We start from the raw sequence: 20,600 nt of genomic DNA, 5'->3' as shown, positions 1-20,600 counted from the left end.
CCAAACGCTACGCACTCGCCCTGCCCCGCTCAAGTAAAGTTAATCTGACAAGACCTCTTCGACATTCCGAAGCGACAATGAGAAACGGATGTACAGCATCACCGCAAGGCGGATGATCTCGGGACTGGTTTTGAAGTACTTGAAGGAGGCAGGTCTGGTCATGGACAAAAGCTACGCAACACCCCTGCCCCGCTCAACCCAAGTTCTTCTGACAAGACCCTGCATCCGACACAATACGCCCATTCCAGACATGGGCGACAAGCTCATCTCGCGTTACGACACGATCCCGATTCTCAACAAGGTAGATCAAGGTTTCCAGAACTTTGGGCCCAATGGATACCGGCGTGCCGCGCACCCGCAATTCAAGCCCGGCGGTATCAAGCGTGAATTCTCCAAAGCTGTAGTTCATGAGGAAACCCTAGCTTCGCCGGACCCTTTTGTCATCTGATCCGGTTTTTGGACTGGGCGCTCAGGTTTGGGTTTTCAAAAAGTCATTAATAAGCTGTGACGCGCGCGGCCATTCACTATCCGTTTCTGGAAGGATATGATTGGCAGTGTCGAGAGACACAAACCGAGCTCCCGTTATGCCGGCCGCTAGTTCCTGACCCTGTTCATACGGCGCGGCGAGATCGCCCACCGCGTGGATAATCAAAGTCGGCGCCTTAACCCTTTCCAGCAAGCCTGAGATATCGTCGTCACAATCGGAAAACATCATCGCGGCGGCACTCTCTGCCGATGCGGTTTTGCGTTGAAGGTCCGAAAACCAGCGTTGGCTCTCCCACGGGGCGTCGGGCATGTAGATGCCTGTGAACAGATCCCTCAGGGCAGTGGTGTCTTTGCCCCACCATAGCGGCAGCGCCTCATGTGCCGACTTTCGCAGAACAAATCCTTCCGTATCGCCACGCGCGCGCCAACCTTTCACGTAACCGCCGATCAGGATCAACCGATCCACCTGATCCGGGTATTTGGCGGCAAAGGCCACGGCGGATGTGCATCCCTGACACAGCCCTATCAGTGAGAACCGGTCACCGCCCGCCGCTTTGGCGACCGCCTCAAGGTCTTCCACCTGCCGGTCAAAGGAATGGTCAGCGACCTCACGGTCCGACAAGCCATTACCACGGGAATCATAGCGAACAAGGCGACGGTTCTGCGTCAGAGCGGTGTAGAAATGGCGCCAGACAGGGCTTTCCCAGTCGTGTTCAAGATGCGTCAGCCAGTTCGACGCTTTGACCAAAGTCGGACCTTCTCCGGCTTCAGCATAGGCAATGCGTGTGCCGTCGCTGCTGCGGCATATTCTGATCTCTTGCGGCGGAACTATCCCGCGGTCACGCATCTCACCCGGAACCTGGGTGACCGGAGCGACAAATCGAACCCCGTGCCCGCGAACGGTTTTCAGGAATTTCTGCCCCTGACCGTCATCGCCAAGTGCGCGCCGCGCCGCGGAAAGCGCGCTCGACACCGCCGCGTCCGAGATAAACCGACCATCCCAAATCTCGGCGACCAGCTCGTCTTTGGAAACGACCCGATCGTTGTTTGCAATCAGGTAGGACAGCAGGTCAAAAACCTTCGGTTCGACCGGAACTGCCTCGCCATCGGCGGACAATTCACGCGTCGCTGTGTCCGCGATGAAGTGGTCAAACACATGTTTCATAGGACCACACTACCCTGAAGGCCCTCGTCTGTCAGGCCGTCAAACCCCGCATTTCCCGCAACTCGACGGTTTCCCCAAGAAATCCCCAAGAAACCCCAAGCTCTCCCTCAAGCTTCGCAATCGTCAGGTCTGTAAGTCTGTGGTTACAGGGCGATGAGGCCCAAATCAGATTGGAGATTAAGATGAACATGACAACACAAACGACCCCTGCCAACAACGGTGTGAACGTCGAAGCCCTGATGAGCGCACGCGAAGCGCTGACAGAGATGCCTGCAGCGGCAGAATTCACGTGGCGCGCCGAATGCGAATGGCTGAACGGGGTCCATAGCCGCTCGACCGTCAAAGGGTTCTTTGGCCTGGGTGAAGAACACGAACACGCCGAAACCTTTTCTTTTGACGCCGACCACCCGGCTTGCTTTGCCGCCGAAGACAACGGTGCAACCCCGGTCGAAATCGTTCTGTCGGCCCTGGCAAGCTGCCTGTGCGCAGGTGTGGCATCCGTTGCCCAGAACCGGGGCATCCAGCTGCGATCGGTGGTCGCAAAGGTGGAGGGCGACATGAGCCTCTATGGCATCCTCGGCATAGACCCCAGCGTGCGCAACGGGTTCAGGGGTATCCGAGTTGCCTTCGATATCGATGCTGACGCATCGAAGGATGAAATCGCTGCGGTCGTGGCGCAAAGCCAGAAACGATCCGCCGTGTTCGACATTATCACAAATCCAGGAAACGTGCGCGTCTCTGTCACCTGACACGTGTCGCCGCACATACTCAAAAGGAATTTAAAATGAAAACGATCGCCGTATTGAAAACCCTCCTTGCTGCATTCAGGGGTACCCAGTCCGGCTCGCCCGTGGCCTACAGCCCTGCAAGCGTGCTGTGTGACCGAATGCTGAACGATATCGGGCAACACCAGTTCCGCGAGCTTCGCGAGGCCACAACAGCGCTAAGTCGCCGCAGCGATCGTTTCCCGCTTTAAGCCCCTCAGGCGACCCCCGCACTCCGGGGTTCGCACAACCCTCTTCAGTGTGAGGTCCCAAATGTATTCGACAACCACCCTGATCATCGGGGCGGGCCAATGCGGCCTTGCCATGAGCTTTGAACTCAGCAAACGATCGATTGACCACCTTGTTCTGGATGCCGGACGCGCCGGCGAAAACTGGCACAGCCGTCGCTGGGACTCGCTACGCCTGCTGACCCCCAACTGGATGAATACCCTCGCCGGTCAGGTGCACGGGCCCGATGATCCCGACGGGTTCGCCACCGCCCGACAGTTCGCTGCCGAGATCGACAAATGGGTCACACGACATGCGCCGCCGCTTTTTACAAACACATCGGTTAAATCGCTGTCGCGGCTGGGTGAGGGATATATTGCCGAAACCAACCGGGGCCCAATTCGGTGCCGGTCCGTGGTTGTCGCGACTGGTGCCTGTGCGCGACCCAAAATACCTGTTTTTGCCAGCACCCTACCCCACCGTATCGAACAAGTTTCTCCGATCACCTATCGCAGCCCGCTCGAGTTGCGCTCAGGCGGCGTTTTGGTAGTCGGGGCCTCGGCATCCGGGCTTCAGATCGCGCAAGAACTCGCGTGGTCCGGTCGCAAAGTTACTCTGGCCGTCGGCAGCCACGGGCGTTTGCCGCGAACCTATCGCGGTGCCGACATTCTGCAGTGGATGCATCTGGCCCGTGTATTCGATGAGCCGTTCACCAAGGTGGACGATCTCGAACGTGTAAGGCGCACACCATCTCTGCCACTGATCGGCTCACCCGAGCGCGATGACCTGAACATGGACATTCTGCAAGCCCGTGGCGTCGAACTTGTCGGGCGAATGATGGATATCCGAGACGGCAAGGCGCAGTTTTCAGGTGGGTTGTGCAATGCCGTTACTTCTGCCGATCTGAAAATGAACCGCCTTCTGGAAAGGATTGACACCTGGGTTTCGGATCGCGGATTCGACGAATTGGTGGAACCGCCAAAGCGTTTCGCACCAACCACTGTGTCAACTGATCCCAGACTGACCATCGACCTTTCCGAATTCGATACCGTGATCTGGGCAACCGGGTTCAACCCGGATCATCGCTTTGTGCAGATGCCTGTTTTTGATCGCAAGGGCCGGTTCCAACACCATGGCGGTGTCGTCGAAGACGGCTTGTATGTGATGGGGCTGCCATTCCTGCGGACCAGCCGTTCCGTACATATCGACGGCGCGCCACGGGACGCCAAAGCGCTGGCGCGTCAGATCTCCGGTCAACTCAGTCAACCTTTAGCCGCATGAGAGGAGGACATCATGCCAACGCAGAAATATGATGCAATTGTTATCGGTGCCCGCGTGGCCGGGGCCGCAACCGCAATGTTGCTGGCGCGGGGCGGTGCACGCGTGCTGCTGGTGGATCGAGAGGCCGAGATCCAAGACACGCTTTCAACCCACGCTCTGATGCGGCCTGCGGTCCATTTGCTTGCTCATTGGGGCGTGTTGGAGCCGATCAAGGCGTCCACCCCGGCGGTCAATGCGACTCAGTTCGTCTACGGCGACGAGGTGTTCGACATTCCGCTACAACCGGATCTTGGGTACGAGGGGCTTTTCGCCCCCCGTCGCTGGCTGCTGGACAACGTATTGGGCGAGGCCGCACAAAAAGCAGGCGTGGAGTTGAGGACAGCAACCATCTGCTGTGACGTTCTCCGGGGGCCGGATAACCGTGTGACCGGCGTTGTTTTGATGGACCGCGACGGCAACAGATATCCGATCCACACAGACTTGGTTGTAGGCGCAGACGGCAGAAACTCGTCTGTCGCGAAACTGGTCGACGCGAAGGAAACCATTCGCTCGGACATTCGCTCAGCCTGTGCTTATGCCTACGTGGATGGCCTCCCCAATTCTGGATACCGATGGTTTTATGACGTGAACTCTGCGGCCGGGCTGATCCCAACGACAAACGATCAGCACTGCCTGTTTGTCGCCTGCCCCCCCGACGCATTCATAGGCAAGTTCGGTTCTGACGTTTTTACGGGTCTTCGCACCCAGTTGCGGCGTTGGGATACCGAAGTGGCAGAACAGCTAGATCGCCGGTCCTTTGTCGAAAAACCCAAAAGGTTCCTGGGCGCGCCAGGACACATGCGGCAATGCGCAGGCCCGGGTTGGGCACTGGTCGGAGATGCAGGATACTTCAAAGATCCGTTGACCGCACATGGCATAACCGACGCGTTGCGAGACGCTCATATCCTTACGGAAACCGCGAAAACAAGCGGCTTTGGCGAACTGTTCAATTACCAGCAGACACGCGATCATCTGTCGGCAAAGCTCTTCCAGACTACTGCTGACATCGCGTCCTTTGACTGGAGTCTGACGCAATTGCAGGGCCTGCACATGAATCTGAACGCCGTGATGAAAGCAGAGTTTGCCTACCTGCAACAATCTCTCACACCATCGGCCCAGGCAGCATGAGGAGAAGATCATGGAAAACGGATGGGCAGGTACCCGTAGAGGCAAGCCTCAACTGGGTCAACGGGCCAGCAGAACAAGAGCGACCTCTTTTCGTGATGTCGAGGCATTTACCGCGATGACCGGCGACAGAAACCCGATTCACTATGACGACCTATTGGCTGCCAAGACCGTCCTTGGCGGATTGGTCGTTCAGGGCGGTGTGACCACAGGGTTACTCAATGCTGTCGTCGCAGAAGATCTTCCCGGCCCGGGTACGGTGTTCCTTGAAACCAACTGGCGGTTCAAAAAGGCTGTGCGTGTAGGACAAACGATTGAGGCGCGGGTCGAGGTTGTCGAAGTACGCGATGACAAACCTATTTGCACGTTGAACACATGTATAGCGGACTCACTGGGCGACACTTGTGTTGAAGGTACCGCAGTGACGTACACTCTCCCAATCTGCGAGGTCAGGTAATATGTTTTTTTTCATAGGATGCTACATGATCAAAGAAGCTCAACAGATAAGCTGCGTCGGTTTTTAGTGCTAACCGGGAATTTGGTTGCATGGCAGAAAACAGAAAGTTAGGGCTCGGCGGTATCCACAAATGCAATGATAAGTCATCGCTGTGTCGTTTGAAGGGTTCAGCGAACGGCCCAAAGGAGACATCCAGCGGCAGGTTGCGGTGCTGCGGTCGCAGCCCGCTTTTCGGACATTCGCTGCAAATGCAAAATCTCGAAGTCGGTGCTGTCAGACAAATTCGAACCAGTCTCAGTTTGCCGCAGAAACCGTGAACCTATCCGGAACAAAGTTGACGCCACTCGGCCAGGGCGGCGGTGCGGGTCAGCTTAAAGGTGTCTCGGCTTGCTAGCGATCTTTCCTGGTTGAAGTGATTGTAGACGGAGGAGTGGACGGTGGCGAACTTCTGCAAACTTCGCATCCGCCTGAAACGTTGCATGGCGCGTTCACGCCGTCGGAAATGAAGGTGCGAATTCTCAACGCGGTTTTTGAGCCACCTGCCCGTCCTTTGTTTTTCGGTAGCGCCAAGCTCTCTGAGCGCGTCTCTGTATGAGGCGAAGCGATCCGTGACGACGTTTTCCGCTTTGCCGTGCCGCTTCATCAATTTCCTGAGGAATTTCAGTGCAGCCTGCTTGTTTCGGCGTTTGGTGACAATGGCTTCCAGCACCTCGCCTTCATGATCAACGGCCCGCCAAAGATAATGCCGCTTGCCATTTACCCTCGCGAAACCCTCATCCACGTGCCACTTCCATTTGGAGAACGCGCGCAGTTGCTGAACACGCTTCCGTCTAATCTCAGCAGCAAACATCGGGCCAAACCTGTTCCACCAATATCGGACTGTTTCGTGGCTCACGTCGATGCCTCGCTCATGCAGCAGATCTTCGACATTCCGAAGCGAGAGCGGGAAACGGATGTACAGCATCACCGCAAGGCGGATGATCTCAGGACTGGTTTTAAAGTACTTGAAATAGGCAGGTCTGGTCATGGGAAAAAGCTACGCAACCACCCTGCCCCGCTCAAGCAAAGTTCTTCTGACAAGACCCTTGGGGCTTCGATTTGAACCCAATGCTCAAATTGACATAAGCCATTTTTTGAAAATTCTCACCGTGACTCGCTCCTGATCGCCGGGTCGGCAGACGAAGTAGAGCCCGCGACCCAATGGAACACGGCTTTCATCAAGGCAAAGCAGCCGACCAAGTTTTAAGTCCCTCTCTGCCAAGAGATGTCTCGCCAATGCCACGCCTTGTCCGTCAATCGCTGCCTCCAACAGAACAGCACTATCCACGTACTTGATGCTCTGTGAATTGACTCGATCAGGATTCAATCCAACTTGCGCAGCCCAGCTTTCCCATCCGACGTTGAAGGCATCGTTCAATAAGGGGAGATCCGCTATGTCCTCCGCACCCATTGGAAGCTGGCTGTTTTCCACAAGCGACGGCGCAGCCACCACAACCAGTTCCTCTTGCCTGATTTGCTCATAATACAGCCCGCCCCAACTCGGCTCACCAAACCGCAGAGCGATATCGACCTCGGACGTATCAAAATTCACAAACGCATCATTTGTGTCCAGCAGCAACGCGATACCAGGATGTTCTTGCTGAAACGAATTAAGTAGCGGCACAAACCACTTGAGCGCCAGCGATGTTGACAAAGACACTGTAATCGACTGGCGGTGATGTAGTCGTTTCACCTCCGAAACACCCTGTTGCAGCGTGGAAAACGCCCCGCGTGTTGAGTGATACAGGCGTTCTCCGGCCTTGGTCAGTACAACACCATTGGGGCAGCGGTGAAAGAGCGTCACGCCAAGATGCAGTTCGAGCAATTTTATTTGCCGACTTATTGCCCCGTGGGTGACGTTCAGAACATCCGCTGCCTTAGTTAGGCTGGAGTGAGTTGCGGTTTCGTTAAAGGCCTGAAGGGCACGAAGGTGTCTGAGGTTGTCCGCCATATGAGAAAACCTAACAGCCATGTTCCGAAAACTCGATAGGTTCTCCGAATTCTAAGAAGGTACACTGACTTCAACGCAAAAATTCTAACATACTATGCACCTAGAGAAAGGGGATACCATGCCTGAAGTCAAAGTCGCGCTGATGACTGGAACAGGACAAGGCATTGGCCGTGGCTGCGCCATTGAAATGGCAAAGGCTGGCTACAAAGTATCGCTGATGTCGCCGTCCAATCGCTCGGTTAAGCTGGCGGAGGAGCTTGGGGGTATTGGCCGCCGAGGCTCTGTTTTGGACATCGACGACTTGCAAGCGATGATCGACGACACCATGAGAAAATATGGGCGGATTGACGCAATCGTCAGTAATATGGGCCACGGTGGCACTGTGCCAGAGGCCATCAAGACCGTTGGTTTCGATCCTGACTTTGACGGGCCGCTTTTGAAACTCAGCGACGAGTTGTGGCACGAAAGTTTGGACATGTACGTGCTGAACGTCGTCAAGATTGCCCGCATCGTCACGCCCATACTGATCGAACAAGGCGGCGGCGCCTTCGTGAACATCTCGTCCATGAATACGATCGAACCACGTGCACCATATCCCATGAGTATCCTGCGCGGTGCTCTGCACAGTTTCTCAAAGCTCTATGGAGATCGGTATGCGCGGCATAATATTCGCATGAACAATCTCCTTCCTGGGTTCTGCGAGAACGTGAACCTGTCCGAACAGGCCCTTCAGGAAATCCCTGCGCAGCGCCCGGCAACATTTGAGGAAATTGGGCAGGCTTGCGTGTTTCTTGCCAGCGAAGGCGCTCGTTACATCAATGGTCAGAGTATACTATCCGACGGTGGGATGAATCGCGCGGTACGATAGAAATTAGGCGGTTAGGTATGATTGTTAGGGCACTCAAGGATATCATTGATACTGAACGGGACGTTGCCGGGTCGGGTTGGAATAGCAGAAGACTGCTGCTCGCATCAGATGGTATGGGTTTTTCGCTAACAGATACGATCATCAAAAAGGGCGCAGAGCTTGAGCTGGAATACACCCATCATCTGGAGGCATGCTACTGTATCGAGGGCAAGGGGCGGATCAGAGCACCTGAAGATGAGACCTGGCACTCCCTTGAGCCATTTACCCTCTACGCCTTGGATCAACACGACCGACACTTGGTGCGTGCAACAGAGGTTGATCTGCGACTGGTCTGCGTATTCAATCCACCGCTCAGCGGGCGCGAAGTACATCGCGAAGACGGAAGTTATGCCCCAGCTACATCCGGATGAGAACGGTGATGTGTAGCGCAAACAGCCCGCAGCGGACCTTGAACCCATAGTCTCCATGCTGCGGCGCGGCCCGTCGAACCTGCCGTTCGCTGCGAGCGCAAAATCAAAGGCTGCCTGAACTCGCGAAATGCGGACAAAGTTAGCTTTCGTTGCCCAAAATCCTATGGCAACTCCCACAACATTGCGTCACGGATGCGGCGGATTGCGACCCGCTTGAATTACTTGAACGCGCTCAGGCCAAGTGGACCTTATGTAGGCGAGAATGTCCCAGATATCATCGTCGGTGAGGATATCCCCAAATCCGGGCATACCACTGGCAAAGCCGTCGACGCCGCGCACAGCCAATGCAGCCTCGCCTCCCAGTCGGGTGTATTCGAACAAAAGTTGATTGTCGTGGTGCCATGTATGTCCGCTCTCATCATGAGGCGGCGCAGGCAGAACACCGTTTTCGTCAGGCGTCTGCCAATCTGGCTGCCCTTCGAGATTGGCGCCATGACAAGACGCGCATTGTTCGGCGTAGAGCGCCTGCCCATTGGTCAAATCGCGGTCGTCCAATTCGTGGCCAGCGACAACGCCAGTCGCGGCGCTACATGCAGCGACGGTGAGCAAGCGTTTCATGAGACCTCCACCCATGTCTTCATGCCAGCCGCTTGGTGCCCCAGCATGTGGCAGTGCAACAGCCAATTGCCGGGGTTGTCGAACACGCAGACAATGTCGCGGGTCCCGCCTGCATTCACCAGGGATGTATCCCGGAATGCGCCCAAGCTACCGTCCGTACCGACTTCAAAGAAGTGATGCCCATGCAAATGAATGCCATGCGGGAAACGGGTGTCGTTCACCAGGCGGATGCGTGCAGCTTGGCCACGTTCGAACCTGTGTAAAGGCGTGTCCGTCAGGCCGGATTGCCCGTTGAGCGCCCAAATGTCGGTTTGCGTGCTTGCGGGGCGGCTCATTGCCCCGCCTTGCATGGTAAGCGTCAGGGCCACCGCATTGTCGAGATCTGGCTGCTTCTGCTCGTTTGGTGGCAGCGCGGGAATTCCAGATGGTTGCCGCGTGGTGTTCGCCCCCTCAACAGGGATTTTTCCCAGCAGATAGGGATCGTCGCGGGTTGGGAATACAAAGGCGATCTGATCAGCTGATGTTACGTCCGCAATAATATCTGCCCGTTGAGCCGGTGCGAAAAGAAGGTTCGAAACCTCTTGCGGGTTCGGCAGTGGCATGCCGTCGAAAGCAACGATTTTGCCGTCGATACCTTCTAGCTCAATCGGAAATATCCGGTCTGTTGCAACGTTGATCAACCGCAAGCGTACGCGATCTCCGCGCCGGACCGGCGTATTCGGCTCGACAAGCGCGCGGGCAAAATTGCCCAGCCGCCCTTGATGTGCCTGGTCGTGCCTGTTCTCGAAGCCGTCGACGAGCGCTCCGGCTTCGGTGATGCGCCAATCGTCAATCATGACAATCAGATCGTGATCCACATCGGGCGGTGTTGGTTCCTCTACAATCAACGGGCCGTACAGACCCTTTGCAACCTGTTCCCACGACCGATTGTGCGAGTGATACCAAAATGTTCCGGCGTCGGGTGCACGAAAACTGTATGTGAACTCGGCACCCGTCTCGATGACATCTTGGGTCATCCCCGGCACACCATCCATCGCATTGTCGATGCGCAACCCGTGCCAATGCACCGCCGAGCCCTCATCAATCTGGTTCAGGAACCGAATATCAAATGTATCGCCCTGACGGGCACGAAGCACGGGGCCGGGAGTGCTGCCGTTAAACCCAAGCATCTCTGTCACCGGATCACCTTCGGGCAGGATTTGCCCAATAACTGGCTGAGCGACCAGGTCAAAGGGTGCTGATGCAAGAGCGATACGCGGTGCCAGTGCCGCCGCGCATGTTGTAATCAGGAAGTCTCGCCTTTTCATGGAGTGCCTCAATTCGGTAGGGTCAGAACGCTGGTGAGCGTCGCGGTGGCGACAAGCACCATCAGTATGACCGCAGTTTCGATTTCAATCGAGCGCGCCAGATGCCGCGCGGCCTTATCGTCCCCGGCCTGCATGGCGGGAACGAAGCGCAGTTTGTTTGCGGTCGCCAACGTCAGGACCACGCCCACAAGTGCAATTTTGATCAGCAGGGTTTGCCCGTAACCCGTTGTCATCAGCACCCGCATATCGCCAAGCAACATCCAAGCCATCAGCAGTCCCGCCACAATCAATGCAGGGACAATAACCGAAGCCGCCTGCCCAAACCGATGCCCCAACATGGCCGCGCTGCTCAGATATTCTGGCTGTCGTGACAGGGCGCGCAAGGGTCCAAGGATACCTATCCAAAACGCAATTCCCAAAAGGTGCAGGAGCAATAGAAGCCGGGCGCCCGTTATCTCCAACTCGGGGAGATGCCCGATCTGAGCGAAGGACCACAGGGCGATCATTCCACCGGCAAGCGCGATCCATTGGCCGATTAGGGGCATGAATACCCCGGCGATTATCAAAACCGTCCCGACAACCCGATAGACCAGAACATCGCCAACCGGAGTCTGCCACAACAGACCGAGCATTTCTGGATCGGTCATGCCATCTGCTCCTCCCGTAAGGGCACCGCCGCGCAGCATGTACCCAAGGACAGAGCCCGCAAGCGCAAGTCCCGCCAACAGAGCAATTTGAACGCGCATCTTATCACCCAGAGGCGTCACCAAGTCAGAAAAAGCAACCCGAATGATCAAAAGACCAGTCGCACCGCCAATGCCGACATACAGCATCAGTTTGGACAATATCGCGCCTATTCCCCAGATATCGGGCATGCTCAGTCCACTGTGAATGTGAACTCGCCCTGCATGGCGTGTCCGTCCGCACCCAAGCCCCGCCATTCAATGCGATAGGTGCCTTCGCCCATGCTATGAAACGGGAGGGCGAATACGCGGCCAAAGCTAGTCTGGCCTCCAAGGTCCAGCGTGACGGTATGAGCCTCCTGATGGATCATGCTAACTTTTGTCAGGCGAATATCATCCGTGAATTTAAAGCTGATTTCAGAGGGTACTTCGTCAACTGTCGCGCCGTTTTCGGGTGTGGTTGTGTCCACGCTCGAATGAGCAAAAGCGCTTGTGGCAAGCGTGGAAATCAATGCAACTATGGTGAGCATTTTCATTAGATGGTTCCTCAGTTTATTCCATTGGCGCGCTGGATTTCGCGGATGTAGTCGATGACCATAGCCACGTCGCCACGGGTCAGGCCTTCAACTGGTGGCATGTCGCCAAATTGCCAGTGATGACTTCTGACGCCCATTGCGACCGCGCGTTGAAAGGACGCATCCGCGTGATGGCTGGGTTCGTAAATAATATGGATCAGCGGCGGCCCTGCGCCTTCTACGCCGACCGCGTTGCTGCCGTGGCACGCGGCGCATGCGTTTTCAAAAATACGCTGCCCGATGGCCGCATTCCCTTTGATAGGCGGCATCTGAATTGCCACCATCGCGTCACCCTCAGTAGGTGCCGACTGCGCAACTTCCTCAACTGGGGCGGGGTGTAGAGTGATGTAGGCAGCGACGGCTGCCACGGCGCACGCGCTGATCAAGAGATGTTTTCGGTTCATTTACTGGTCCTAACCTTATGCAACAGGGTGGTGCCGCAAATAATTCGCAGCACACCGGAACGTGTTCACTACCGTGAATAGCGTCGGAAATCTGTTTTAAGCGTTAGGTGGCCTGTCCGGGTTGTCCGGTTCATTTAGCGCCGAAAGGTTTGTAACCTGCCATGCCAATACCGTGTCAGATTGGTCGGGGTTTGTTGCGGAATTCTGCATCTTGAGTGCAAGAACATTACACAGGAACGGATTGCATCCTCCGTTCGTTGCACTTCCTGGATCATGCTGGGAGCCTTCGCTTAGCGTGACTGAAGCATGGTCAGCGTTGTGTTCTACTACAGACGTATGAAGGTGGTACACGCAAGGCCCACCATTGCAATTCTCCAGCATCGCGTGCGCGCGGTCGCCGAGTCCTGTCATCAGGCCCAACAAAACAACAAGAAGTGTTGCAGTTATGCTTCGAGCGATCTTCACACTGGGAACCTATCCTAGGTCTCAATACAATGAAAGCCGACATTGATGCATCGTGCAGCATTGGTAGATTTGGGCTCGTAGTCGACCTTCGCTGCCTCCTGTGTAGATGATTGGAGGCAGCCCTAAGCGGACAATCACAACCGAGATTTTCAGTCTCTGAGATGCAAGAAAGGTCATCGTTTATTTAGGTTTTGGCGAGCGAGCATCTACCAACTATGAAGAATGCTGCGATCTTAGCGAGGCAGGTGACACGTAGGAATTTCTAAGGGCCGTTCCACTTCGCACACGGGTTACTCAGAATCTGATCAACACGAATTTTGATGTCAGCCACAGTGCTGCGATAAGCAGGGCGTAAGTCGAAATAATCCACGCCGCAGCGTTTCCAACTGGTAGGCTTTTCATTTCCATATGATGATGCCCCACCGCTTGGTGCCCGCTGTGACCTGCTATTTCATTATGCTCCGGCGATACATGCCCAAGCGCTGGGGCTGGGCCATCAGCACCGGGTAGCGTCATGCAGCCGTGCTTCAGGTGGTTCGCCACCAACCATCTGTTTATTGGAAATGCGATCACCGCTCCAACAACGGTTGCAAGACTCATGCGGAACCAGAATTGTGGAGCAAGTGGGTCTTCGGATCCCGGCCACGCCACCGCAAGCAGGACCATTGTCGGGATCATTCCTGTCATAACCATGTTCATTGAAACTGTTTCCGCAAAAAACGTCTTTCGAACGGCCTGTCTATAACTTCCGAACATCGGCATCATCATCAACGCCTGAAAGATGAACAAACCAGACACGAAGCCGAAGATGTACTCGACAACGATGTCCCATCCATTGGAAAGGCTCAGAAAATGGACCAGAATGGCGGCAAAAATGATGCCCGTAGCATCACCTGCAACGCAATGCATCTCGCTGTTAATACCTTGTTTCCAAGTAGCCCGAGTATATTGGTCGTGGCCTCCCGGAAAAGGACGACGACACGCAAGCAGGTAGAAAAACAAGCCAATCGGACCAGTGTAGAGCGTCACAAGAATCCACGCTACCCGCTGAACCCAACTTGTCACTCCATTGCTAATCGAGTCCCAGATGACAAAGCCCACGCTGGCACCCGTTAACAGAAACCACACGAGCATTGCACCATTCAACATGTCAGTTACCCTCGTTTTGCGGAAGTGTCGCGGCTTTCGAATTTAATCAATTCATGGTTCAGTTGTTTTCTTAGGAATGCCCTATCTGCACCGATTGGGTCGGCCATTATTTCGCGCGACCTGATTGCCCCATCGCAGAAGATTGACATTGCAATCGTCCCGGTCGATCTGAACTTCGATCAGGCAAAGACCATTGTGATCAATGGCCGTGTTAATGGCATTGTCCAACTCGCCTTCAGTTGTGACCTTGCATCCCCAAGCTTTACCCTCCCCAGCGCTGAACACGTCGATCAAGCCAGCGTAGTCCCAATTCTTGATGGTGTTGTAGGGGCCGTCGTGGATCTCAACTTCGATTGTGTAGCCGCCGTTGTTGATGAGGAATATAATCGGCTTCGCGTCGTATCGGATCATGGTCGATATCTCCTGGGCGGTTAGTTGGAACGAACCGTCTCCAATGCACGAGATCAATCGGCGCTCTTTGTTCCCTAAAGCATATCCCAACGACGCGCCGACGGACCAACCAATCGATCCATATTGCATTTGAATCTCAAACCGCGTGCCCTCGGGTAGGTTAGTCTCCATTCCATTGAACCAGGAATCCCCCGTCTCTACGAGTAGCGTACTGTCCTCATCCAGCATCTTCTGAACACGTGCAAAGAGTTGGCGAACGGTCACCGGAGTGTCGGCTGCATTGGGTTCTGATGTGCTTGGCTCAGTTCTGACACGTTCGAAAGCCGTTATGGCACCATTGTTAGGCGTCAGCTTGTCAGCCAGTGCATCCAAAAACTCATCCATTCGGACATTGCTGAAATGAGTTTCGCCTAACTGAATGGACGTCGGATGCACCATTACCGCTTTGCCAGGATCAAAGCCAAGTTGGTGACCTGTTGTTGTGTAGTCGGTAAAAACAGGACCAACAAACAGCAAACCATCTGCTGCATCGACAATTTCCCCGCAGCCCGGCGTGCTGACAGGCCCCCAGTAGATTCCCATGAAATTCGGGTTTGCTTCGGTAAAGAAGCTCTTGGCATTTGGCATCGAAGCCTGCGCGTAGTCGCTGGTGGCGGCAAGACCGCGCAAAGAGCGCTCTGCCTGACCAGCCCGCACCTTGCTTCCTGCAACAAGCACTGGCCGTTCCGCCGCATTCAGAAACTCAGATACTTGTGCAACCGCAGTCGCCAGTGTGTTTGGATCACTATTGGGCTGTCTGGCAAAACTGCGTGGCACTGGGGCAGATGTGGGCGCACCTGCTATGTTCGAGGCGATTTCGATGTAAACAGGTTTGCGCCGAAGCATTGCGGTGTCTATCGCCCTGTCAATTGCAACAGGTGCAAGCGAAGGGTGATGGATCGTCACGGCCTCAGCGGTGACACGAGCAAACATTTCGCGCTGGTAGTCATAGTCGACCTCGCCAAGTGTATGATGCAGGTATTCCCATTCGGCCTCAGAGTTTGTGTTCGGCCCCCCGGAAATCGCGATCATTGGAAGGTCCTCGGCATAAGCACCTGCCACGGCATTCAACAGGCTCAAGCCTCCGACCGAGTAGGTTACGACAGCCGCTGACGGACCTCCTGTGGCGCGGGCATATCCGTCTGCTGCATAGCCGGCATTAAGCTCGTTGCAGCAACTGATCATTTGCAGATCCCTATTGCTAAGCAACTCATCCAGCAGAACCAAATTGTAGTCACCGGGAACCACAAAATAGTCCCTAATTCCAGCTTCTTGCAGTCTTTTTGCCAAATATGATCCGACGGTCCAGCGCTCAGTTGCCATGCCAATATTCCAATTCAAGTTGTTTAATGAACTGGACGCATCCTATTTGCGAAAGCTTGATTTCCAAAATCGAGAGTGTTTAGCACTTTTGCGAAGCTGCTCAATTGAAAGCCAAAAACCACCTCGGGCTAGAGTGAATTTTCCGGTTTGGGCTCCGAGCCGCTGTTCTCTGCGGTACTCACAATTGACCGCTCGTAGCCTAGACGACCGGAATGTGCCGTTAACTAGACTTTGCAAAGCCTGCTTTCTGCGCTTCACTGTCATTCGAGCAGCATGCAGCATCCTGTGATATCTTCTCTCGTCAACGTCGGGTTGTCGTTATGGGCGGGCATGGTGGATTGTAGGATCAACCCTGAAAACACCGAACTTACCTGCCATTCGCGTACTTCACCCAGTCTGGAACAAAGGGTGTATCGTAGGTCAAAACGCCCTCCGAAAGCAAAACATGTCTGGGCGATCCTAGTGCGCCTCGAGCTTGCAAAAAACCATCGCGATCTTGCACTCTTCAACACGTCAATCGACAGTAAGCTCCGCAGCGGCGATCTGGTGCAGATGAAGGTGGCCGATGTCATGTCATCGGGGCAGATCAAACGCCACGGATGGTTGGCGGGTCCTGAGATGTCCCTTGCCGACATCTCTTTTGGCACGCAACTATTTCGCTACTTTACAGTCCCGTTCGATAGATCGGGCTTACCGGCCTTGCGCGCCTACTACAACCGGTTGTGCACGCGCCCGGCTTACGCCAAGCACGTGATGGTATCCTACGAGTCGTTGCGAGTCCCGGGCGCTTGATCACCCTTCGGAGGTTATTGCAGCGGCTAAGGTTTCGCCGGCATCTTCCAAATTGAGGACGTTCCAGGCCGCTTGCAACAAACTATCTTGTTCGGCGTCTGTAAGAACGCCATCGCAACAGGACCGTGCTTTGGCTTCGACTTCGGCGTCGGACAGCGGGTTTTCCGGTCCGCCGCGATAGCGTTCGTCCGCCCAGCCGGCAATCTCACGTCCGTCTTTCAGTCGGATTGTGATACGGGACCGCATTTTGTCGAACCCTTGCGCTTCGATCTCAGGATCCAACTCGGTCCGAACCCGACGCTGCATCTCTCGCATCGGATCTGATCCGACGAATGCGTCCGAGAACTCGACTTTACCCGCTTTGCGGGCCAGAGCGATCATCGACAGCGCAGCCGGCAATGAGAATTTCGCCTGCAAGTGGTTAGACGCGATCGGGTAGCGGATGGGTTTGAGAATATTGGTGCCTGCGTAGACAGTTACCGTTTCGATATCTTCGGGTTTGATATCCGCGTCCGTGACAAGGCGCAGCATCAGATCAATCGTGGGGTGTGTCAGCACTCCGCACGGATAGGGTTTAATCGATACGCCGGGTTCAACGATGGTCCAGGTTCTGCCAAAACCCTGCGAGATTTTCTCTGGGCTTGCGCCGCCACCCTGCACGGCCATGAAACCCCACGGACCATCCAGAGCTTGCGGATCGGCAGTATAGCCGCGGGCGGCCAACAGTGCCGCCGTGATCCCGTTCTCGGCGGCGCGTCCCACGTGCAAGGGTTTGGTCATGGTGCCGAAATTGCAGCGAATACCTGCGGCAAAGCTGGCAGCAATTCCGAACCCATGGCGCAAGGCGTCGCCTTCAAGACCCAAAAGCTTCGCGGCAGTCGCATATGCTCCGAAATGGCCGACCGTGCCGCTGGAGTGCATGCCTTGCATGTAATGTTGTGGCAGCATCCATTCCGAGATTTTGCACTCCACTTCGAAACCAGTCAAAAACGCCAACATGAAGTCCTTGCCAGACACGTTGCCTAGCTTCTGAGACATGACGATTGCTGCTGTCAAAGGTGGAATGGTTGGGTGCGTCAGCAGTCCATAAATATGAGCCGGATCGACGCTGACCTGACTGTCATCCCAATCATGGGCATGACCTGCCGTTCCCAATACCCGCGCTGCCATTGGCGCCGGAACCTTGGCGTTGCGCCCCAACAACAGAGCATCCTCGCGCCCACCGTAGTCCAACGCCTCATCAACAAGAATATCTATGGTGTGTTCTTCGGAGCCCGCAACATAGAGGCCAACGCCATCCACAAGACAGCGCGTACCGATGCGTAAAGCCTCTTCTGGGATGTCTTCAAAACGTACCGTTTCGACGAATTCTGCGGCTTCGGCCGTGATGTTTGTGTCCTGCGGCATTTCTGCAAACGCGTTCTGCACAGCTGACATGGGTCTCATCCTTTCGGGGTGATGGAAGTATCGGATTGGGAAACAAGATTGCGCCAGACAACACCGGCGCAGGCGTTAACCAAGACGGCACGAACCGCCTGGAATGCGGCGACAAGTGCGACGTTCTGGCCCAAGACCTTTGAGGTCAGAACCATTTCGGCCATACCGCCTATGGAGAAACAGAGAACAAGAGTTGGCAGGCTGAGGGGCATGATCAAACTTGCCAAGGCAGCGACAGCCGCCATTCCCACCATGATCGCAAGAAGAACAGGCAATCCTGCGCCAAGCGCCCCCGGAATGGAAGACAGGCGATCCCGCCGGAACCCGGCGCCCAGAGAGATACCGACCAGAACCTGCACACCGGCCATCAGGAAAGCTGGCATGCGGCCGCTTGAAAAGCCCAAGGATGACAGCAGTCCAACAGCGATCAGTGCACCCAGCAGCCAAGCGGCAGGTAACCCCAATTGGGCAGCGGCCCACCCACCGGCAACTCCAACAAGGATGACCAGGACCAGATGGGTCCAGTTCAGCAGAACCACATCCTGGATAGGGTCGCCGGATGTAGGAAAGAACGCGTAAAGCGCCAATGGCAACAGGCCGACGACCAAAGCCACACGCACAGCATGCAACGCGGCGACAACTGTTCGGTCCGCTCCGTGGCTTTCACCGACGTTCGCCATTTCGATGACACCACCGGGTAGCAGCGAGAAAAACGCGGTGCTGCTTTCCATCCGTCCAAAGCGGGCAAGGAGGGGTGTCACAAACACCGCGGCCGCAATACCCAGGCAACCGGCGACGATCATCACAGGCGCCCAGACCAGCAGCGTGGCTGCAACATCCGGGGTGATGGACAGCCCGACGCCAGCCCCCAAAGCCGCAAGCGAAACCTTATAGAGCGGTTTTGGAACAACGACCTCGACATTGCACATCGCAAAGCAACCGGTCACCACTGCCGCACCCATCAACCAGCCGAGCGGGAGGCCAAGTGCCTCCCACAGGCTGCCCCCGAGTGCGGCAGGCAACAGAGCCAGTAGAAAGCCCCGGGTTATGCCGAGATCGCCGAGGGTCACTCGTTCAAGTCTCTGTACACGGGGGCGTCCGCACGACGACGACCTTTCAGCCAGTTGCTGAGTGGCGAGGACGCAATGCTGAGGATGGCCAGCGCGAAGAAGAACAGCGCAATCGGGCGCGTCAGGAACTGACTCATGTCCTGATCGAACAAGATCATGGATTGGGCCAGAGAGTTCTCGACCAGATGCCCCGGTACGAGCCCCATGATGATCGGCGCCGGTGAGAACCCGGCTCGGTTCAGGAAGTACCCGACCAAACCGGCGACCAGCATGATGTAGACGTCGCTCATGGACTGTCCGACACCGTAGGCACCAACCACGCAGAGGCAAAACACTGTCGGCCAGAGAAACTGGCGCGGGATCAGCGAAATGCGCGAGAAATGCTTAGCGCCAATCAGGCCGAAACCAAGGAACACAAAGTTCGCTATTAGCATGGCAAAGAAGATTGCATAAAGCAGGTTGGGCTGGTTCTCGAACAGGTATGGGCCGGGACGCAAGCCGTGGATCTGCAGGCCACCCAGAATGACGGCAGCCGTCGCCGAGCCCGGTATTCCCAGCGCCAGTGTCGGAACCATCGCCCCTCCGGTCGCCGCATTGTTTGCAGCTTCGGGACCGGCGACACCTTCGATCTCACCCTTGCCGAAATTGTCCTTGTTTTTTGACCAGCGCTTGGCCTCGTTATAGCCCATCATCGCAGCAACAGTTGAGCCTTCAGCAGGTAGAATGCCTACAAACGTCCCCAGACCGGAGCTGCGCAGGATGGTCTTCCACACGCGCTTGAAGTCATCGATTGTCGGCAGTTTCAGCGCAGACATGCTGAACCGTTCCAGCGGTGTGTCTTTTTGCCCGGCTTGGTCCAACAGTTCGGCCATGGCAAACAACCCAATTAGAACGGGGATGAAGCTGATACCTTCGTAAAGCTGGGGCACACCGAAGGTGAACCTCTCGACACCGGTGGTCAGGTCAACGCCAACGGTGGCAAGCAGAACGCCAAAGGCGCCACCGATCAAGTTTTTGACTGCAGATTTGCCGCTGATCGACGCAAGCATCGACAAGCCAAAAACCGTAAGGGCAAAATACTCAGGCGGGCCAAACCGATAGGCAATCGTTGCCAGTGCGGGCGCGGCCAGGATCAATACGATCAGAGAGAAAATACCGCCCGCGACGCTTGCAACAGCAGCCATCCCGAGCGCCTTACCTGCCTCACCATTCTTGGCCAGGGGGTACCCGTCAAACGCGGTCGCAGCCGCAGGTGGCGCGCCCGGGGCATTGATAAGGATCGCCGTGATGCTTCCGCCGAACGTTCCGGCACAGTAAAGCGCAGCAAGCATTGCGATTGCAGGGATTGGCTCCAGATAGATGGTAAACGGTAGCAGCAACGCGACTGCCATTGAGCTCGACAATCCCGGAAGGGCGCCGACCAGAACACCTACGATTGTCCCTACCATGATCAGCAGCAGGGTCGTGGGCTGAATGATTTCAAGAAATCCGCCAAGAACGTCCATGTTTTCCTC

General features: G+C 55.7%; 22 protein-coding genes and 1 pseudogene. 8 read left to right on the top strand and 15 right to left on the bottom strand.

Annotation, left to right across the window (positions count from 1 at the left end; genetic code table 11):
* Positions 1-42: 42 nt before the first annotated feature.
* The 3 genes and pseudogenes from GOW98_RS22095 to GOW98_RS22085 all read right to left on the bottom strand — a co-directional run.
* Positions 43-162, bottom strand: a pseudogene (locus tag GOW98_RS22095) (IS6 family transposase); the annotation flags it as partial.
* Positions 163-193: 31 nt separating this feature from the next.
* Positions 194-409 (bottom strand): winged helix-turn-helix domain-containing protein, encoded by a 216-nt coding sequence (locus tag GOW98_RS22090; RefSeq protein WP_170336142.1) that lies wholly within the window; start codon positions 407-409, stop codon positions 194-196.
* Positions 410-469: 60 nt separating this feature from the next.
* Entirely contained in the window at positions 470-1,651 is a 1,182-nt protein-coding gene (locus GOW98_RS22085) for an alpha/beta fold hydrolase (protein ID WP_170336140.1), read from the bottom strand.
* Positions 1,652-1,839: 188 nt separating this feature from the next.
* Between GOW98_RS22085 and GOW98_RS22080 the strand changes: the two genes are divergently transcribed.
* The 5 genes from GOW98_RS22080 to GOW98_RS22060 all read left to right on the top strand — a co-directional run bounded on the left by GOW98_RS22080 (position 1,840) and on the right by GOW98_RS22060 (position 5,545).
* The gene (locus GOW98_RS22080; RefSeq protein ID WP_170336138.1) at positions 1,840-2,400 is read left to right on the top strand and encodes an OsmC family protein; all 561 of its coding nucleotides are present in this window, start codon (positions 1,840-1,842) and stop codon (positions 2,398-2,400) included.
* 35 nt (positions 2,401-2,435) lie between these two features.
* Complete coding sequence (locus GOW98_RS22075) at positions 2,436-2,627, top strand: hypothetical protein (RefSeq protein ID WP_170336136.1); 192 nt, start codon at positions 2,436-2,438, stop codon at positions 2,625-2,627.
* Between the two features lie 61 nt (positions 2,628-2,688).
* Complete coding sequence (locus GOW98_RS22070) at positions 2,689-3,924, top strand: NAD(P)-binding domain-containing protein (protein WP_170336134.1); 1,236 nt, start codon at positions 2,689-2,691, stop codon at positions 3,922-3,924.
* A gap of 12 nt (positions 3,925-3,936) precedes the next feature.
* Positions 3,937-5,091 (top strand): NAD(P)/FAD-dependent oxidoreductase, encoded by a 1,155-nt coding sequence (locus tag GOW98_RS22065; protein ID WP_170336132.1) that lies wholly within the window; start codon positions 3,937-3,939, stop codon positions 5,089-5,091.
* A 10-nt stretch (positions 5,092-5,101) separates the two neighbouring features.
* Positions 5,102-5,545, top strand: a complete 444-nt coding sequence (locus tag GOW98_RS22060; RefSeq protein WP_170336130.1) for a MaoC family dehydratase — start codon at positions 5,102-5,104, stop codon at positions 5,543-5,545.
* Between the two features lie 319 nt (positions 5,546-5,864).
* Here GOW98_RS22060 and GOW98_RS22055 read toward each other — a convergent pair whose 3' ends face one another.
* Both GOW98_RS22055 and GOW98_RS22050 read right to left on the bottom strand, forming a co-directional pair.
* On the bottom strand, positions 5,865-6,572 hold the full coding sequence (locus tag GOW98_RS22055) for an IS6 family transposase (RefSeq protein ID WP_170336128.1): 708 nt from the start codon (positions 6,570-6,572) through the stop codon (positions 5,865-5,867).
* An 84-nt stretch (positions 6,573-6,656) separates the two neighbouring features.
* Positions 6,657-7,535 carry a LysR substrate-binding domain-containing protein gene (locus tag GOW98_RS22050; protein WP_170336126.1) on the bottom strand — a complete coding sequence of 293 codons (879 nt, stop codon included), beginning with the start codon at positions 7,533-7,535 and terminating at the stop codon, positions 6,657-6,659.
* Between the two features lie 118 nt (positions 7,536-7,653).
* On the opposite strand from GOW98_RS22050, the gene GOW98_RS22045 reads away from it, so the two are divergent.
* Both GOW98_RS22045 and GOW98_RS22040 read left to right on the top strand, forming a co-directional pair.
* Positions 7,654-8,403: an SDR family oxidoreductase gene (locus GOW98_RS22045; protein ID WP_170336124.1), complete on the top strand. Its 750-nt coding sequence runs from the start codon at positions 7,654-7,656 to the stop codon at positions 8,401-8,403.
* A 17-nt stretch (positions 8,404-8,420) separates the two neighbouring features.
* The gene (locus GOW98_RS22040) at positions 8,421-8,813 is read left to right on the top strand and encodes an ectoine synthase (protein ID WP_170336123.1); all 393 of its coding nucleotides are present in this window, start codon (positions 8,421-8,423) and stop codon (positions 8,811-8,813) included.
* Between the two features lie 186 nt (positions 8,814-8,999).
* Here GOW98_RS22040 and GOW98_RS22035 read toward each other — a convergent pair whose 3' ends face one another.
* The 7 genes from GOW98_RS22035 to GOW98_RS22005 all read right to left on the bottom strand — a co-directional run bounded on the left by GOW98_RS22035 (position 9,000) and on the right by GOW98_RS22005 (position 15,787).
* On the bottom strand, positions 9,000-9,431 hold the full coding sequence (locus GOW98_RS22035) for a c-type cytochrome (protein ID WP_170336121.1): 432 nt from the start codon (positions 9,429-9,431) through the stop codon (positions 9,000-9,002).
* Positions 9,428-10,738, bottom strand: coding sequence for a multicopper oxidase family protein (locus tag GOW98_RS22030; RefSeq protein WP_170336118.1), 1,311 nt, complete (start codon positions 10,736-10,738; stop codon positions 9,428-9,430). The genes GOW98_RS22035 and GOW98_RS22030 overlap by 4 nt, the downstream gene beginning before the upstream one ends.
* Before the next feature lie 8 nt (positions 10,739-10,746).
* Positions 10,747-11,613, bottom strand: coding sequence for a copper resistance D family protein (locus tag GOW98_RS22025; protein ID WP_170336116.1), 867 nt, complete (start codon positions 11,611-11,613; stop codon positions 10,747-10,749).
* A gap of 2 nt (positions 11,614-11,615) precedes the next feature.
* Positions 11,616-11,957 carry a copper resistance CopC family protein gene (locus tag GOW98_RS22020; protein ID WP_170336114.1) on the bottom strand — a complete coding sequence of 114 codons (342 nt, stop codon included), beginning with the start codon at positions 11,955-11,957 and terminating at the stop codon, positions 11,616-11,618.
* Between the two features lie 11 nt (positions 11,958-11,968).
* Positions 11,969-12,400 (bottom strand): c-type cytochrome, encoded by a 432-nt coding sequence (locus GOW98_RS22015; RefSeq protein ID WP_170336112.1) that lies wholly within the window; start codon positions 12,398-12,400, stop codon positions 11,969-11,971.
* A gap of 759 nt (positions 12,401-13,159) precedes the next feature.
* Positions 13,160-14,014, bottom strand: a complete 855-nt coding sequence (locus tag GOW98_RS22010) for a DUF4396 domain-containing protein (RefSeq protein ID WP_170336110.1) — start codon at positions 14,012-14,014, stop codon at positions 13,160-13,162.
* An 81-nt stretch (positions 14,015-14,095) separates the two neighbouring features.
* A complete protein-coding gene (locus GOW98_RS22005) occupies positions 14,096-15,787 on the bottom strand; it encodes a thiamine pyrophosphate-binding protein (protein ID WP_170336107.1) in 1,692 nt (563 codons plus the stop codon).
* Positions 15,788-16,060: 273 nt separating this feature from the next.
* Here GOW98_RS22005 and GOW98_RS25525 point away from each other — a divergent pair, with 273 nt between their 5' ends.
* Positions 16,061-16,579, top strand: a complete 519-nt coding sequence (locus tag GOW98_RS25525; protein ID WP_174823083.1) for a glutathione S-transferase C-terminal domain-containing protein — start codon at positions 16,061-16,063, stop codon at positions 16,577-16,579.
* On the opposite strand, the gene GOW98_RS21995 is transcribed toward GOW98_RS25525, so the two are convergent.
* Genes GOW98_RS21995 through GOW98_RS21985 form a run of 3 tightly spaced genes read right to left on the bottom strand, consistent with a single transcriptional unit; the run spans position 16,580 to position 20,591 of the window.
* The gene (locus GOW98_RS21995) at positions 16,580-18,016 is read right to left on the bottom strand and encodes an MmgE/PrpD family protein (protein ID WP_217359691.1); all 1,437 of its coding nucleotides are present in this window, start codon (positions 18,014-18,016) and stop codon (positions 16,580-16,582) included.
* Positions 18,017-18,021: 5 nt separating this feature from the next.
* Positions 18,022-19,086 carry an AbrB family transcriptional regulator gene (locus GOW98_RS21990; protein WP_170336105.1) on the bottom strand — a complete coding sequence of 355 codons (1,065 nt, stop codon included), beginning with the start codon at positions 19,084-19,086 and terminating at the stop codon, positions 18,022-18,024.
* Positions 19,083-20,591, bottom strand: coding sequence for a tripartite tricarboxylate transporter permease (locus GOW98_RS21985; protein WP_170336103.1), 1,509 nt, complete (start codon positions 20,589-20,591; stop codon positions 19,083-19,085). Before GOW98_RS21985 ends, GOW98_RS21990 begins: the two co-directional genes overlap by 4 nt.
* Positions 20,592-20,600: the final 9 nt, after the last annotated feature.

Origin of the sequence: Ruegeria arenilitoris (assembly GCF_013032445.1) — a bacterium.
In the GTDB taxonomy this organism is placed as follows: Bacteria; Pseudomonadota; Alphaproteobacteria; order Rhodobacterales; family Rhodobacteraceae; genus Ruegeria; species Ruegeria arenilitoris_F.
This window is presented reverse-complemented; position numbering and strand designations above follow the sequence as displayed.